Consider the following 16,924-nt stretch of genomic DNA (forward strand, 5'->3'; position numbering starts at 1 on the left):
ATAATGCATACCCGTCAATAACTAATCAGTGAATAGAAAAGGATTGAGACCTGAATGGAGTTTGTACAACTTACTGAAGAAGAGTTTTACGACTATACACACGAACATTTTAGTCATTTTACTCAGACCCTTGAAAACTATAGGTTAAAAGTGGATGAAGGAACTGAGGTCTATTTAGTTGGTGTAAAAGATAACGCGGAAGTTAAAGCAGCGTGCTTACTTACACTCGGACGTGTGATGCGTGTCTTTAAAGTTGCTTATACCAATCGTGGTCCAGTAATGGATTACAATGATGAAGCAGTCGTACAAGCATTCTTTAAAGGGTTAGAGTATTTCCTAAAAGGAAAGAAAGTATTATACATTAGAGTAGATCCTTATGAAGTATTGAACGTGAGAGATCATGATGGCAACATTATCGAAGAAACAGGTAACAAGGTCTTAATCGATAAGTTCCAAGAATTAGGGTATATTCATGATGGATATACAACAGGATTTAGCCCAGATACTCAAATTAGATGGCACTCTACGCTAGATTTAAAAGATAAAACAAAAGACGAGATTTTTAAATCGTTTGATAGCTTGAGAAAGAGAAACATCAAACGTGCTGAAAAAGATGGAATCAAAGTAAAATATCTTGATTTAGAAGATATCGGTATTTTCACAGACTTCATGGAAGACACAAGTGAAATGAAAGAATTCTTCGACCGTGGTGCACCATTCTACAAATCAAGAAAAGAATACTTCAAAGACAAAGTCATGATTCCACTTGCATATGTGGATCTTGAAGCGTACGTAGAAGCGATTGAAAAAGATAAAAACAAGCTCGAACGTGATATCGAAAAAGCAAAGAAACAGTTAGAGCGTGACAGTGAAAACCAAAAAACAAAAAATAAGATTGAAAACTTATCTGTTCAATTAGAAAACATTACGAAGAAGTATGAAGAAGGTAAAGCACTGAATGCTGAACACGGTAAAGAGTTGCCCGTTGCAGCAAGCTATTACATCAATACAAATCATGAAGTTGCGTACCTTGCAGGGGGAACAGCAAATGAATTCAGACACTTTGCAGGTAGTTATGCGATTCAGTGGGAAATGATTAAATACGCTTTAGAACAAGGCGTGGACATCTATAACTTCTACGGAATTAGTGGTAAGTTCACTGAAGATGCTGAAGATTACGGCGTCATTCAATTTAAGAAAGGCTTTAATGCAACAGTTAACGAATATATTGGTGACTTTGTAAAACCGGTGAATAAACTCGCATTTAAAGCATACCAATTACTAAAGAAATAGAGAGTGATGGAAACTATGAAGTTTACAGAATTAACGGATTCTGAATATCAACAATTTATAGAGACAAGTGGAGAAGAAAGTGCCTTCTTCCAAATGATCGGAAACAAGAAAAATAGAGAACTACATGGTGAGTGGGAAGTTGTTCTACTCGGTTTAAAAGAAAATGATGGAACAGTAAGAGCGGCTGGATTATTTACAAAACAACCGACAGTTCTAGGTAAATATTTTTACTACAGTAACAGAGGTCCTGTAATCAATTATGACGACATCGAGCTTGTTCGTGCATATTTCAGTGGTCTTACAGAATATTTAAAAGAAAACAACTGTTCTTATGTTAAAGTGGATCCAAACTGGATTTACAAAAAATATAACAAAGATGTTGAAGAATATACAGATTACGAACCAAGACAAGAAGTCATTGATTTATTAGAATCTATGGGGTATGTGCACCAAGGGTTTACTAGAGGGTATTCAAAAACATCACAAGCACGTTGGATGAGTGTATTAGACGTGAGTAAATTTAAAGATGAAAAAGATCTTGTAAAATCATTTGATAGCTTACGCCGCAGAAACATCAAAAAAGCACAGAAGTTTGGCGTTAAGGTTCGTTTCTTAGAAAGCGATGAAATGGATATTTTTGTTGATTTATTCTTAGAAACTGCCGAAAGACAGAACTTCTTTATAACGGTGAATCCACATCAATACTTTAAAGATTTTAAAGAAACATATGGAGATAAAGTACTTGTACCGTTAGCGTATGTTGAACTAGATCCATTTATTTCATCTACAAAAAAAGAACTTGAAAAACTAAATAAACAACTTGAACAGCAAGAAAGTAAAGAAAATCAAAACCAAAAAACAATCAACAAAATTGCTGAACTCAAGAGAAATATTCAAGGTACAGAAGAGGATTTAAACCATGCGAAAACATTTAGAGAGAAACATGGTAATGTGTTAAATCTTGGCGCAGGAGTTTACTTCGAAACACCGTACGAACTCGTGTACAACTCAGGTGCATCATCTGAGGAGTTCAACATGTTCGTTGGTCCATATATCATGCACTTAGAAATGATGAAATATGCGATGGAACATGATATAGCACGATACAACTTCTACGGTGTATCTGGAGACTTTACTCCAGAGGGTGAAGATTACGGTGTATTTAGATTCAAGCGTGGATTTAATGCTGAAATTGAAGAACTCGTAGGAGACTTTGTGAAAGTCATCAATCCATTTGTACACAACGTGTTTAAAGTGAAAGTTAAAGTAGAAGAAAAGCTGGGAAAAAGATAATTGAAGTTAGGATCTAGCTCTAAAAGAGTTAGATCCTTTTTTCACAGGAGGTATAGACGTGTTAGTCAAACAAATAACAGAACAAGAATTTTATGATTACATGAAACACTATGATGGTCTCTATCACTTTATCCACGATGAAATTTATTATGACCATGTGAAAACTGTACTTGAAACATTCTTATTAGGTCTTTTTAAAGATGATAAAATTGTAGGTGTTGCATTTTTAAGTGCTTACCCAATGATGCGTAAATACAGGGGGTTCTCAACACACTTTGGACCGTTATTAACAGAGTTTAATAACGAAGACTTTGAGTTTTTCTTAAAAGAAATCGATGCGTTTATTAAAGCGCATAACGGTCTAGAAGTAACGATTGCGCCTAACCAAATCTATCAAGTGAGAGATAGAGATGGAAATGTGATCGAAGATGACGAGAGAAACAATAGAGAAATCATGGGTGTATTTGAGAAACTTGGATTCAAGCACCATGGTTTTACAACACAACTTGTATTTAGTGAGCATCTCAGATTCCAGTCAGTCGTCGATATCACTGGCACGATGGAAGATGTTTTCAAGAGAATGGAGACAAAAACGCGTTCTGATACGAGACGTGCGTTAAAACAACCGATTAAAATCAGACATTTAACGCCTGATGAATATGACGAATTCTTACACATTTATAAGGATACTGAAGAACGACTCGGCTTCGATAAAGTACCGAGTGAACGAATACTAGACCAACTTAGAATTCTAGATAAAAAAATCTATGTTGTCCTAGCAGAACTGAATTTAGAAGAGGTCATAGAAACGTTAGAAAAAGAAAAGTCACAACTAGAAGATCAAAATAAAAAACTTTTAGAAGAACATGATTTAGAAAAAGCATCACGCAAAGTGAGAAATGTTCATAAAGATACTGAAATTAAAATTGAACAGACTAAAAACCAGATTAAGGATGCAGAAGAACGCATTGAAAAATATGGTACGGTAATTCCACTTTCTTCGGCAATGTATTATTTTAACAACAATGAAATGGTTTATCTATATAGCGGTAGCTTAAGAGAACACAGCAAGTTTTTAGCAACAAACTTTGTGACGATTAAAATGATCGAAGATGCACAGAAAAAAGGACTTAAACGCTTTAACATGTATGGGATTACAGGAAACTTTGAAAGTGATGCTGCAGACTACGGTGTATTCCAATTTAAACGTGGATTTGGAGCGGAAATTGAAGAGTTACCAGGTACGTTCAGTAAAGTATATCATCCGGTTGTTTATAAACTTGGTAAGTTGTTGAATAGAGTATAAAAAAGAGATTATATGCAGTAGTTAAATTTAACTACTGCATTTTTTTATCATTTTTAATAAGAAATTATAAAAAACTAAAAGTTAGCGATTACATTTAAAAGATGATATATTTATACATATATAGTTAGATATCTAATTATAAATTAACTAATAAAGGGATTGACGCTATTTAGTAAAGGAATTTTATTCATTAAGGATATATCGATAGAAGAAAATGTTCAGGAAATTGTAGATGTTGTCATTGAACAGTATGGTGGTTCAATTAAATTAAGATAAATAATTATTTATATAGGAGGATTACAAATGGGTAAAATGGATGGCAAAGTAGTTATAATTACTGGCGGTGCATCAGGTATTGGTGCAGGAATGGTTGAAGTATTTGTAGAAGAAGGAGCAAAAGTTATTGCAGCAGATATCAATGAAGATGCGCTTAAAATTGCAAGTGAAAAAGAAAATGTGTATGGAATGAAACTAGATGTTTCATCTGACGACGCTTGGACAGCACTTGTTGAAGAAGTAAAAGAGAAGTTTGGTAAAATTGACGTACTTATAAATAATGCAGGCGTCTCTTCTGAAAAAAGATACAAAGATATCGACTTAAATGACTGGGAATTTATGATGAAAATCAATGGGTTTGGTGCTTTTGCTGGTATGAAGCACGTTGCACCTATCATGGCAGAACAAGGTAGCGGTTCAATCGTTAATATCTCATCTTACACTGCTCAAATTGGTCAGGGATTTAACCATTATACAGCTTCTAAAGGTGCTGTAAGATCATTGTCTAAAGCAGCGGCAACACAATTTGGTAAAGATGGTGTCCGTGTAAATGCACTCTTCCCTGGGGTTATTCAAACACCTATGACAGAAGCATTGAGTGATTCCAAAGCTTTACTTGAACAACTTATTAAAGCAACTCCATTACAACGATTAGGTTTACCTGAAGATATCGCGAAAGCAGCATTATTCTTAGCATCAGATGATTCAAGCTATATTACTGGTGCGGAAATTATAATTGATGGTGGATTCTCTGCACAATAAATAGTTAGTATAATGATGTGTAGTATCTTATAATAGATACTACACACTTTTTGTTTTAACACTTTTTAGGAGAGATAAAAAATGACACATAATCAGTCTGAACAAACTATCTTTCAAATATTACATAACATGGATAAATTCACTAATCAGTTAATTATAAAATGGAATAAAGATTTTAATGAAGGATTGGGCATCTCTCATGTTCTCACATTGGGTTATTTGAGTAAAACTAAATATGCTAGACCTTCTGAAATAGCAAATGTACTCGGTTTAAAGCCACCTACAGTGACGACTCTAACTGAAAAACTTGTTAAAAAAGGTTTTGTAGAACGCCTCTATGATGATACCGATCGCAGAATCATCCATATAAAAATAACAGACTCTGGTAGAGAAATATTAAAACGTGCGAACGAATCTGGACAAGTTTTACGGCGCGAAATGTTCATGAAACTTAACGAGAAAGAGAGAGATGAACTCTTACGCTTATACCGAAAATTAAACAATTCTGAATAATCTTTTAAAAAATGTTGACAATTTAATTTATAGGATATAAGATGTTATATAACTTGATGAAAGAGTAAAACTAACTTGTGTAGCAAATAGAAAGCATGTGGGTGATGAAAACATGCACATCGTTAGTTTGAATTGGGCATCTGAGTTGTCGTTAAAATTTTATATTTTTTGAGAAGCAATTAAGGTGGCACCACGGTATAATCGTCCTTACGATGATTATATTGTGGTGTTTTTTATCTAGAGATAATGGTAGTAGTGACTGAATTTGTAAAAGCAGAAAGTTAGTGGTTGATGAAAACTAACACAATTCAGTTACGAAGTGGGATTATTTCTCTATTAATTTAATATTTAGAGTGAACAACGATTGTTGTTAATATAGGTGGTACCGCGCGTCTAGCGTCCTTTTTTTATTAAGGATTTTAGACGCGCTTTTTTATATAGGAGTGATTGCTATGAATGTACAAACAAATAAATTAACTTCCCTTGTGAAACGATGGCGTCACTGTATCTATGCAGTCGATTCATTATTTTACACGTATTAAAAACAAACAAATCAAGGGAGAAGATTTAAATGACATTTACAATTAACACAAATACAAAAACGACAATTCAAACAGAAGCTGATGAACAAGGATTCTTTGGAAATCATGGGGGTGCATTTATACCTGAAGAACTGAAAGCAGCAATGAATGAATTAAAGGAAACGTATATAGAAGCTAAAAATGATCCTAAATTCCAAGAAGAACTTGCGTATTATTTAAAAGAATATAGTGGACGTACAACACCGTTAACATTCGCAGAAAACTTAACAAAACATCTTGGTGGACCTAAAATTTATTTAAAAAGAGAAGACTTAAATCATACCGGTGCACATAAAATCAATAATGCAATTGGGCAAGCACTATTGGCTAAACGTATGGGTAAGAAAAAACTCGTAGCTGAAACTGGGGCAGGGCAACACGGTGTTGCAAGCGCAACAGTTGCAGCAATGTTTGGAATGGAACTCATCGTGTTTATGGGTGCAGAAGATGTGAGACGTCAAAAATTAAATGTATTTAGAATGGAATTACTTGGTGCAAAAGTAGTCAGTGTTGAAGAGGGGAAACAGACTTTAACAGAAGCTGTGAACAAAGCACTCGAATATTACATCGAGAACGTCGGTGACACACATTACTTACTTGGCAGTGCGCTTGGACCAGATCCATTCCCAACAATTGTGAGAGATTTCCAAAGCGTCATTGGTAAGGAGATTAAAGCACAAATCTTAGAGAAAGAAAATAGACTTCCAGACGCCGTTGTTGCTTGTATCGGTGGTGGATCTAACGCAATTGGTACAATGCATGAGTTTATCCTAGATGAAGATGTAAAACTGTACGGTGTAGAAGCTGCAGGAAAAGGTTTCGACAGTAATGAACACTCGATGGCGATCAACAAAGGAAACCTTCAAGTTTTACATGGTACTCAGATGTATGTATTAAGTGATGAAGATGGAAATGTGGATGTTGCACACAGTATATCAGCAGGACTGGATTATCCAGGTGCAGGTCCGGAGCATTGCTATTATCATGATATTGGACGAGTTAAATATGGATATGCAACAGATGAAGAAGCACTAGATGCTTTACAATTACTATCAAGAACAGAAGGAATCATTCCTGCGTTAGAAAGTTCACATGCAATTGCATACGTAGAAAAACTTGCTAAAGAAATGAATAAAGACGAAATTCTAGTCGTAACCGTATCAGGTCGTGGTGACAAAGATATGGAGCAAGTTATGGATCTATTAAATAAAAAATAATTTAAGAACCACAAGACTAAATATACTTAGTCTTGTGGTTTATTATTTGCTCATATAAGCATGTGTTATTATATATTGATATATTTTCTATTAATTAGTTTACATAACATATATTATAGGAAGTTATGTATATAGAAGAAGAGAGCTAGACACTCGCTCTTCTCTTCTGTGCATCTCTGTATTTTGATGTACTATATAATATAACTCCGATCCAAATAAACATGAAAGTAATAACTTGTGTACTATCAAATGGTTCTTTAAACACAAATACACCGAGTAAAAATTGAATGGTTGGATTGATATAGATTAAAAACCCCATCAATGATACAGGTATATACTTTGCCCCTTTTGAGAATAGTATCAGTGGTATTGCAGTAATTGCACCTGCAAATAATAACCAAAATGATGATATATTCAGACCAACATCTGACTGACCGGCTATAAACAAATAGATTGCATAAATGATTGCAAACGGAGCAATTATTATTGTTTCAAACGAAATACTACTTGTTGCGTCAATAATGAGGTGTTTCTTTATGAGTCCATAAAACCCAAATGAAAATGCAAGTAACAGTGAAATCACTGGTACCTCTCCAATTCTTACAATCATAAAAAGAATCCCAATAAATGACATAAGAATTGCAGTCCATTCCATTTTATTGAACGTTTCTTTTTCAAATACCAATGCGAGAATAATACTAACGAGTGGCATGATATAGTATCCAAGACTCGATTGTAATACATATCCATTGTTTACGCCCCAAATAAATGTACCCCAATTTATAGTAATGAGCACACTACAAGCAAGAACCATAAATAGTCGATTTCTGTCCGATTTAATATAGTACCAGTCTCTTCGGAGAGCTTCCTTGTTCTTTAAAATAGGTACTAACATGGCCATAAAGATTAACGAAAAAATCATACGGTATGCGAGTATCTCAAAGGCACCAATGTCATCAACTAGCGCCCAATAAAGTGGTGAAATACCCCATATGATGTAACATCCAAGTGCGAATAGTATGCCCTCTTTTGTCTTGTTTTCTTGCATAATGAACACCTATATTCAATTAATAATTATTTCTATTCTAACACGCTTGTCTTTTGAAAAGTCGTTTATGAATTTGTTTTAGAAATAATTAAAATTTGCGGTGTTTCTTGTTCTGTTAATTTAACCACTTGAACAAATGAACGCCCTTTTTGTTCTTCTTTATTGATTGCTTCGATCACTTGTTGTGTTAAAGAATTCTGTTTCATATTTGGTTTAATATTAATAAGTGTATACTGTAACATGTTCATCATCCTTTCACACATAGTTATATCACAAAATTTTGAAACTATACTTTATTTTGCTCATACCTAATACGATCATCTAATACACCTACTGCCTGTAAATACGAATAAATAATTACTGGTCCAACAAATTTAAATCCACGTTTCTTTAAATCATTACTGATTAAAACAGAAAGACTATTTTTTACTGGAATATCTGTTTCATAGTCATATTTTGTAACAATAGGCTCATGACCGACAAATGACCATAGATAATTAGAAAAACTGCCGAACTCTTCTTGTACACGTTTAAACTGAATCGCATTTTTAATCGCACACGAAATTTTGAGCTTATTTTTAATCATGTCATCAATAGTCAAAATACGTTCTATATCAGATTCATCAAAATTAGCGACCTTCTTACTATCAAAATCTACGAATGCTTCTTTAAATGCATCACGTTTTTTTAAAATCGTTAGCCAAGATAAACCAGCTTGAAAGCCTTCTAAAATAAGCATCTCAAATAGGTGTGTATCATCTTTAGATGGCTTCCCCCACTCTTTATCATAGTATTCTTCAAGTAATGGATGACTCTTTGCCCATGTTGGTTTTATCATAATAGATGCCTCCTTCTACTATTATATACAGAAAAAATACTGTTTTGCTTTTTTGATATAAAGTTTTCAGAATATAGTGTATAATAGCGATATACTTCGGAAACCGAAAGGGAGAGACATAAATGGCTTTATTATCAAGAAAAGATGTAGATGTAAATTATACTTGGGACTTAACAAGTCTAGCAAGTGACGATCAGGATGCAGTTCAGCGTGCTGAGCAATTAACTAAAGATGCTGTTAAATTTAATGAAGCATTTGAAGGTAAATTAGATACACCAGAAGTTGCAATAGAAGGAATTAACGGACTAAAGAAATTATCAGAAGAGCTCGTGCTTATTAGTACATATGCAAGCTTAAGATTATCTAGTGACCAAAGTGAACCAGAGGCACAGAAGTTATCTGCAGTGCTTGGAAACACGAGAACGAACTATGCGTCTAACGTAAGCTTTTTTGAAGGTGAATTATTAGAAAAAGAGGATTCATTCTTAAATGAAGTTAAAAATAAAGCGCCAGAATATAAAGGATATATTGATGAATTACTTAGAAATAAGCCATACCAATTAGATCCTAAAGTTGAAAAAGTATTGGCAAACTTCAGCAACGTATTTAGTGCACCATATAGCCTTTATAACATCACAAAACTACTCGACTTAGACTTTGGTTCAATTGAAGTAGATGGTGAAGAAATTCCTGTTTCATACCTGGCGTTTGAAGGTGGATTAGAGTCTAATCCAAATACTGAAATTAGACGTAAAGCATTCAGACAGTTCTACGATACACTGAAAAAATATGAGAACACAACTGCAGGGACGTATGATATTCAATTAAAACAAGAGAAAACGGAATCTGACCTAAGAGGATTCGATTCAGTGATTGATTATCTTCTTCATAAACAAGATGTGAGTCGTGAGTTATACGATCGCCAAATTGATACAATCATGAAAGACTTAGCACCACACATGAGACGTTACGCAAAACTATTACAAAAAGCGAACGGCTTGGATACAATGAAATATGAAGATTTAAAGATACCTTTAGATCCTTCAAGTGAACCTGAAATCACTGTAGAAGAATCCAGAAAGTACATTGTTGATGCACTATCTATCTTAGGCGATGATTATGTAGATATGATTAATCGTGCATATGATGAGCGTTGGATCGACTTTGTATCTAACAAAGGTAAATCAACAGGTGCATTCTGTTCTAGTCCTTATGGAGACCATCCGTACATCTTAATTACATGGTCAAGCTTAATGGAAGAAGTATTTGTACTTGCTCATGAACTTGGACATGCAGGTCACTTCTATAATGCGAATGCCAATAACAATATTTTTGATACAAGACCATCAATGTACTTCATTGAAGCTCCATCAACAATGAACGAAATGTTAATGGCGAATCATTTACTTAAGAACTCTGAAGACCCTAAGTTCAAGCGTTGGGTCATCAGCTCAATTATTTCAAGAACGTACTACCACAACTTTGTGACTCACTTATTGGAAGCAGCGTATCAACGTGAAGTATACAAAATGGTAGATAACTATGAAACAGTAACAGCGAGCGATTTAAATAGACTTAAACGCAAAGTGATTGAAGAGTTCTGGGGAGATGACGTAGAAATTACGGAAGGTGCAGAACTCACTTGGATGAGACAGCCACACTACTACATGGGTCTTTATCCTTACACATATAGTGCGGGTTTAACGATAGCGACACAAATGGCAAACCGTGTATTAGAAGAAGGACAACCAGCAGTAGAAGATTGGTTAGAAGTGCTTCGTGAAGGTGGTAAGCGTGATGCAGTTGGATTATCTAAGATGGCAGGCATCGATATCACTACAGACAAACCATTAAAAGACACAATTAGCTACATCGGTTCTCTTGTTGATGATTTAGAAAAATTAACTGAAGAAATTGATGGATAAAAATAATTCATCGCTACTCTACTTACTTCAGAGTTTTTTAGGAGGATGAGATGGAACACGATTTTAAAGTGAAAACACATTGGTCAGGTGGCCGTAATGAAAAAGGAACATTTGAAGCGGATCACCTTAAGGGTGAAATTTCAATTCCAAGTGAGCTTGGTGGTATAGGAAATGCCTCAAATCCAGATGAGCTTCTTGTATCCGCAGCAAGTGGGTGCTATATCATTAGTTTAGCGGCAGCACTAGAACGTTCACGCTTCACTGACGTTGTGATTGAGCAAGAAAGCGTTGGGACAGCAAGTCTAGATGCAGGTAAATTTAAGATGGTGAAGATTACGCATCACCCTAAAATTACAGTAAATGAAGCGGAATATGAAAAGTTAGAGAAACAAATGGATAGAATCACAGAGATAGCAGATGGTAATTGCATGATCTCAAACGCGATAAGAGGAAATGTTGAGATAGAAATTAATGCAGAGATTATCGTGAAATAATGAAAAGCACTGATTCCTAAATATAGGAGTCAGTGCTTTTCTCTTATTATAATTTATTAACTTGCTTCTTCAAATTGACTATTATATAGGTCATATTGAAACCGTTTAATGCTATGAGTTCCTCGTGTGCCCCCTGCTCTACGATGTCTCCTTTATCCATAACTAGTATCACATCAGCGTTTCTAATTGTAGATCATCTATGAGCAAACACAAAGATCGTACGACCTTCCATTAATTTATCCATCGCGCGTTGTATGAGTATTTTTGTTTTGATTCATCATAAACAAAATCTACATGGTTAAATGAAGCTCCACCGTCAAAGTATTTCTCCGTATCAGTTGCATTTTATTAAATGAATTAGTTGATAAAAACAACCATAAACATATATAATTGAGCTAGTCAATCATTTAGAAAGGTGATTATATGAACAAGTTACAATCGTTGTTAGCATTTGATGTATTTTATAAGGAAGAATTGTCACTAGATATGAGCGGGTTGTCTTTAACTGAAGCAGAAACTGATGTTCTTCTACTACTCGATCAGCATGAGTCACTGATTGCTCGTAAAATTGAGTCTTATTTAAAAGTTGACCGAGGCTACTTAAGTAGAATCTTAAATCGTCTAGGCCAAGAGAAGCTCATTGATCGAATTCAAGATAAAAAAGATAAGCGTATCTATCATATCAAGCTTACGAAGAATGGAAAAACCAAATTAGTAGAAATTGAAAGAGAACTTCTCAAGTATATGGAAGAGAAGTATACGCATATAAACGATGATACTCTGGAAAGAATATCCACTAAGTTAGAACAAGTCATGGATATATATAATGGTAACCAAGTAGAGGATTCAGATTTAGATAATGCTGTTACAGAGATAGAAGATAACACAATATACGTACGTGAAGGTACAACTGGAGATGCTGGGTTTGTACTTACAACACACAGTGATTACTATCAAAATGTACACGATTTTAACGATTCATTTGTATCCCGTCTGTTAGAAGAAATTTCGGAATTTAATAAAGGTAGATTTAACTCAGATCTATTTATACTTATGTCTGGAGAAAAGCGCATAGGTTCAATAATTATAGTTGTTGACTCATACAACAATGCTCAACTTGGCTGGTTTATTGTAAAAGATGAATTTGATACAAAAGAGAATAAAGGAATGCTATTAAAACACGCATTAAACTACTGTGAAGAAAACGATGTAAAGCATATCTTCACTACTCTACTCATTGAATCACCGGAACTAGAGTCATTATTAGTAGAACACAATTTTGCACTCACTAGTGAACAATTTAGTAAAAAGTGGAAAGAAACAGGCTCAACAATTAAGAGATATGAAACAAACTTAAAAGCATAAAGAAAGCACAGAATTAATTTTCTGTGCTTTCTTTTTCTTTCTTCTCTATGATATACGTTCCGTTATTATCTTGTGTGACTAAACCTTTTTTCATTAAACCACCTAAAGCACGTTTAAATGATGCTTTAGACATATTGAATGTCTCACGGATATCATCTGCGGATGACTTATCATTGAATGTCATTGTTCCACCGTTTAATAAAAGATACTCATAAATTTCGTCAGCATCGTCGCCACGTTTCTTATATGACTTCTCAATGAAACTCCCGTTTAACTCACCTTTGTCATTAAATCCAATCACACGGAATTTTACTTCTTGACCAAGTCTGGGCTCTTCTGTACGTTCTGATTCATGAACAAAGACTTTGTAGCCTTCTTCAGTGAGTAAGAATGTCCCTACTTTAAGTAAACGGTATGGTCTACCTACGAGCCATGTATTACGAATCTTTTTAAACGTGTCCTCATCTACTTTTTCCGTGAATGATTCTACTTCTGTTTCAGAAACTAATTTACCAAATAATTGGTTATCACTTTCTGCACGTAGAGTCGCATATACTTTATCCCCTACTTTTGGCCATACAGATTTTAATTTTGGTAAATCAATCCATGGAATTAAGAATTCACGGGGTGCACCAATATCGATATATGCACCGTCTCTATTTACGTCACTAACTAATGCAAAACCAAATTTATCTCTGTTAATTGGTGGGATAATTGGTGTAGCAAATAGTTCACCACGCACGTTTGGATATATAAATGCTGGGATTTCTGTCCCTACTTTATATTCGTCGTCAGCTACGGAACGGTTCATTCTAATTATGTCGCCTTCGTCTGTTTGGAAGATATATGTTGAACCTTCCATTTCTTTTAATGTTAGGAACTGTGTAGATCCTGATATATTATTCATATTTTCACCTTAGTCCATCTTGTTTCTATGTTAATAGTACCATAAAAAATGGTATAATCGATAAGAATATAATTAGAGGAGAAATGACCATGTTACAAGTAAGTGACGTGAGTTTACGTTTTGGTGATCGTAAACTTTTTGAAGATGTTAATATAAAATTTACACCAGGTAACTGTTACGGTTTAATTGGCGCTAACGGTGCGGGGAAATCTACATTCTTAAAGATTTTATCAGGTGAACTAGATGCGCAATCAGGCCACGTATCTATGGGGAAAGATGAGCGCTTAGCTATCCTTAAACAGGACCACTTCCAATATGAAGATGAAACAGTACTCGATGTTGTTTTGATGGGACATGAAGAACTATGGAATATCAATAAAGAGAAAACTGAAATTTATATGAAACCGGACTTCAGTGACGAAGATGGTATTAAAGCTGCTGAATTAGAAGCATTATTCGGTGAAATGGGCGGTTATACTTCAGAACTAGACGCAGAGAACTTACTCAGCGGACTTGGTATTGGTAGTGACCTACTCCACAAACAAATGAGCGAGTTAGAAAACACTCAGAAAGTTAAAGTATTACTCGCACAAAGTCTTTTTGGTTCTCCAGACGTATTATTACTAGATGAGCCTACGAACGGTTTAGATATTGAAGCCATTCAATGGTTAGAAGAGTTCTTAATCAACTTTGAGAACACAGTAATCGTTGTATCACACGATAGACACTTCTTAAACAACGTATGTACGCATATTGCAGACTTAGACTTTGGTAAGATTAAAATCTACGTGGGTAACTACGACTTCTGGTATCAATCAAGTCAACTTGCATTACAGCTTGCGGGTGAGCAGAACAAGAAGAAGGAAGAACGTATTAAAGAGCTTAAAGACTTTATTGCGCGCTTCTCAGCAAACGCATCTAAATCTAAACAAGCAACATCACGTAAGAAGATGTTAGATAAGATTGAGTTAGATGATATACAACCATCTTCACGTCGTTATCCATTCGTTGGATTCAGTCCAGAACGTGAAATCGGAAATGAATTATTACAAGTCGTGGGTCTTACACATTCTATCGATGGTGAAAAAGTATTAGACAATGTAAACTTCACATTAAATCCTAACGATAAAACGGTTGTTGTTGGTGAAAGTGAGATTCAAAAGACGACTCTACTACGCATCTTAGCTGGTGAGATTGAACCAGATGAAGGTGAAGTGAGATGGGGAGTAACTACAAGCCAAACGTATATGCCGAAAGACAACTCTGAATTCTTTGATGGCGTAGAACTCTCACTTGTTGAGTGGTTACGTCAATATGCCCCACCAGAAGAGCAGACAGAGACATTCTTACGAGGATTCTTAGGTAGAATGCTATTTAGTGGAGAAGAAGCTAAGAAACACGCAAACGTCCTCTCGGGGGGAGAAAAAGTACGTGCGATGCTTTCTAAGATGATGTTATCTAAATCTAACGTATTACTCTTAGACGAACCAACGAACCACCTAGACTTAGAAAGTATCCAGTCAGTAAACGATGGTCTAAAGAAGTTTAAAGGTTCAATTATCTTTACTTCACACGACTTTGAGTTTATCAACACAATTGCGAACAGAGTATTAGAACTCCGTGAGACTGGTGCAATGACAAAAGAAATTTCATATGAAGAATACCTGATCGATAAAGGTGTACTTAAAGCATAAGACCTTGTATAATGTGTATAAAATCTAAAAAGTCTGAATATTTTTCAGGCTTTTTTATTTTAAGGAGGAAGCAGGATGAGTAAATTAGCAGTAATTGGTGCATCTGGAATGGTTGGTGAGACAATCATTAAGATGATTGAAAAATATAATATCGAATATGATGAGATTGATCTATATGCGTCAGCACGATCTGCCGGTAAAAAAGTAACTGTAAATGGTGAAGAAATCACTATAAAAGAACTGACAGAAAATGCTTCAGATGAAAAATATGATTATGTGATTATGGCTGCAGGTGGTAAATTAGCAAGTATATATGCCCCACTCTTTGAAGCGGCAGGATCTATAGTTGTAGATAACTCGAGTCATTTTAGAATGCACGAAGATATTGATTTAATCATCCCAGAAATTAATACACCGACCCTTAACCGCAAAATTATTGCGAATCCAAACTGTTCAACGACACAAGCTGTTGTAGCTTTAAAACCACTGTATGACGATTTTGGTATCGACCGTGTTGCTTATGTAACATATCAAGCGGTTTCAGGTAGTGGTGTCGCTGGAATTGATGATTTAAAAAATGGAGAAAAAGGATTAGAACCTACAAACTATCCATATCCAATCTATAACAACGTATTACCACATATTGATGACTTTTTAGATAATGGCTTTACAAGAGAAGAACAAAAAATGGTCGATGAAACGAAGAAGATTTTAAATGACGATGAAATTAAGGTTACAGCGACATGTGTCAGAGTTCCTGTAGAAAACTCACATAGTGTAGAAATGAATGTGACATTAAAAAATGAGACAACAGTTGATGAAATTAGAGCATCTTTAAGAGGGCACGATCATATCGTTTTAATGGATGACGTTAAAAATTTAGTCTACCCTACTCCATTAGATGCAAGTGGAAAAAGTGAAGTATTCGTAGGACGTATCAGAAAAGACGAAACGCTTGTAAACACATTCCATATTTGGTGTGTATCAGACAACCTACTAAAAGGTGCAGCACAGAATTCAGTGCAGATTTTAAAACAGTTACAAGAAATGAATAAATAATAAATAAAATAAAAATCAAAAAAGCAGATCGTATGATCTGCTTTTTTGGTTTAACATATATAGTTAAATCTTAATTTACATTTTTAAATTATAGTTTAACAACGTTTGTAGCTTGTGGGCCACGGTCGCCTTCAACAATTTCGAACTCTACTTCTTGACCTTCTTCAAGAGATTTGTAACCTTCTTGATTGATTGCTGAAAAGTGTACGAATACGTCATTTTCACCTTCGATTTCAATAAATCCAAACCCTTTTTCTGCGTTAAACCATTTAACTGTACCTTGTTTCATTAGTGAATCCTCCAAAAATCTATAATTCAATAAAACTTATTGATATCCTTATTATAAAACAATG

16 protein-coding genes and 1 pseudogene are annotated in these 16,924 nt (G+C 34.7%); 11 read left to right on the forward strand and 6 right to left on the reverse strand.

The window, feature by feature from the left end; translation table 11 throughout:
• The first annotated feature begins 54 nt into the window (after positions 1-54).
• From IEU51_RS01150 to trpB, 6 genes are all read left to right on the forward strand, one after another.
• Complete coding sequence (locus tag IEU51_RS01150; protein ID WP_186088057.1) at positions 55-1,293, forward strand: aminoacyltransferase; 1,239 nt, start codon at positions 55-57, stop codon at positions 1,291-1,293.
• A gap of 15 nt (positions 1,294-1,308) precedes the next feature.
• Entirely contained in the window at positions 1,309-2,586 is a 1,278-nt protein-coding gene (locus IEU51_RS01155; RefSeq protein WP_186088055.1) for a peptidoglycan bridge formation glycyltransferase FemA/FemB family protein, read from the forward strand.
• A gap of 58 nt (positions 2,587-2,644) precedes the next feature.
• Positions 2,645-3,892, forward strand: coding sequence for a peptidoglycan bridge formation glycyltransferase FemA/FemB family protein (locus tag IEU51_RS01160; RefSeq protein WP_186088053.1), 1,248 nt, complete (start codon positions 2,645-2,647; stop codon positions 3,890-3,892).
• A 303-nt stretch (positions 3,893-4,195) separates the two neighbouring features.
• Positions 4,196-4,930, forward strand: a complete 735-nt coding sequence (locus IEU51_RS01165; RefSeq protein WP_186088051.1) for an SDR family NAD(P)-dependent oxidoreductase — start codon at positions 4,196-4,198, stop codon at positions 4,928-4,930.
• Between the two features lie 129 nt (positions 4,931-5,059).
• Entirely contained in the window at positions 5,060-5,443 is a 384-nt protein-coding gene (locus tag IEU51_RS01170; protein ID WP_268234184.1) for a MarR family winged helix-turn-helix transcriptional regulator, read from the forward strand.
• A gap of 571 nt (positions 5,444-6,014) precedes the next feature.
• Complete coding sequence (gene trpB / locus IEU51_RS01175) at positions 6,015-7,241, forward strand: tryptophan synthase subunit beta (RefSeq protein WP_186088047.1); 1,227 nt, start codon at positions 6,015-6,017, stop codon at positions 7,239-7,241.
• 145 nt (positions 7,242-7,386) lie between these two features.
• Here the strand turns inward: trpB and rarD are convergent, their stop codons facing one another.
• From rarD to IEU51_RS01190, 3 genes are all read right to left on the reverse strand, one after another.
• Positions 7,387-8,289, reverse strand: coding sequence for an EamA family transporter RarD (gene rarD / locus IEU51_RS01180; RefSeq protein WP_186088045.1), 903 nt, complete (start codon positions 8,287-8,289; stop codon positions 7,387-7,389).
• Between the two features lie 65 nt (positions 8,290-8,354).
• Positions 8,355-8,531 carry a hypothetical protein gene (locus tag IEU51_RS01185; RefSeq protein ID WP_186088044.1) on the reverse strand — a complete coding sequence of 59 codons (177 nt, stop codon included), beginning with the start codon at positions 8,529-8,531 and terminating at the stop codon, positions 8,355-8,357.
• A gap of 44 nt (positions 8,532-8,575) precedes the next feature.
• On the reverse strand, positions 8,576-9,127 hold the full coding sequence (locus IEU51_RS01190; RefSeq protein WP_186088042.1) for a DNA-3-methyladenine glycosylase I: 552 nt from the start codon (positions 9,125-9,127) through the stop codon (positions 8,576-8,578).
• A gap of 122 nt (positions 9,128-9,249) precedes the next feature.
• On the opposite strand from IEU51_RS01190, the gene pepF reads away from it, so the two are divergent.
• Entirely contained in the window at positions 9,250-11,052 is a 1,803-nt protein-coding gene (pepF, locus tag IEU51_RS01195) for an oligoendopeptidase F (protein ID WP_186088040.1), read from the forward strand.
• A 50-nt stretch (positions 11,053-11,102) separates the two neighbouring features.
• Complete coding sequence (locus IEU51_RS01200; RefSeq protein WP_186088038.1) at positions 11,103-11,546, forward strand: SACOL1771 family peroxiredoxin; 444 nt, start codon at positions 11,103-11,105, stop codon at positions 11,544-11,546.
• A 56-nt stretch (positions 11,547-11,602) separates the two neighbouring features.
• Here IEU51_RS01200 and IEU51_RS09250 read toward each other — a convergent pair.
• Positions 11,603-11,817, reverse strand: a pseudogene (locus IEU51_RS09250) (ABC transporter ATP-binding protein); the annotation flags it as partial.
• Between the two features lie 152 nt (positions 11,818-11,969).
• Between IEU51_RS09250 and IEU51_RS01205 the strand changes: the two are divergent.
• Complete coding sequence (locus IEU51_RS01205; protein ID WP_186088036.1) at positions 11,970-12,911, forward strand: MarR family winged helix-turn-helix transcriptional regulator; 942 nt, start codon at positions 11,970-11,972, stop codon at positions 12,909-12,911.
• A 13-nt stretch (positions 12,912-12,924) separates the two neighbouring features.
• On the opposite strand, the gene IEU51_RS01210 is transcribed toward IEU51_RS01205, so the two are convergent.
• Positions 12,925-13,818 carry a CvfB family protein gene (locus tag IEU51_RS01210; RefSeq protein ID WP_186088034.1) on the reverse strand — a complete coding sequence of 298 codons (894 nt, stop codon included), beginning with the start codon at positions 13,816-13,818 and terminating at the stop codon, positions 12,925-12,927.
• A gap of 89 nt (positions 13,819-13,907) precedes the next feature.
• Here IEU51_RS01210 and IEU51_RS01215 point away from each other — a divergent pair, with 89 nt between their 5' ends.
• Positions 13,908-15,512: an ABC-F family ATP-binding cassette domain-containing protein gene (locus IEU51_RS01215; RefSeq protein WP_186088032.1), complete on the forward strand. Its 1,605-nt coding sequence runs from the start codon at positions 13,908-13,910 to the stop codon at positions 15,510-15,512.
• Positions 15,513-15,587: 75 nt separating this feature from the next.
• Positions 15,588-16,571 (forward strand): aspartate-semialdehyde dehydrogenase, encoded by a 984-nt coding sequence (locus tag IEU51_RS01220; RefSeq protein ID WP_186088024.1) that lies wholly within the window; start codon positions 15,588-15,590, stop codon positions 16,569-16,571.
• A gap of 88 nt (positions 16,572-16,659) precedes the next feature.
• Here the strand turns inward: IEU51_RS01220 and IEU51_RS01225 are convergent, their stop codons facing one another.
• The gene (locus IEU51_RS01225) at positions 16,660-16,860 is read right to left on the reverse strand and encodes a cold-shock protein (protein WP_186088015.1); all 201 of its coding nucleotides are present in this window, start codon (positions 16,858-16,860) and stop codon (positions 16,660-16,662) included.
• Positions 16,861-16,924: the final 64 nt, after the last annotated feature.

The organism is Phocicoccus schoeneichii (assembly GCF_014635565.1).
In the GTDB taxonomy this organism is placed as follows: Bacteria; Bacillota; Bacilli; order Staphylococcales; family Salinicoccaceae; genus Phocicoccus; species Phocicoccus schoeneichii.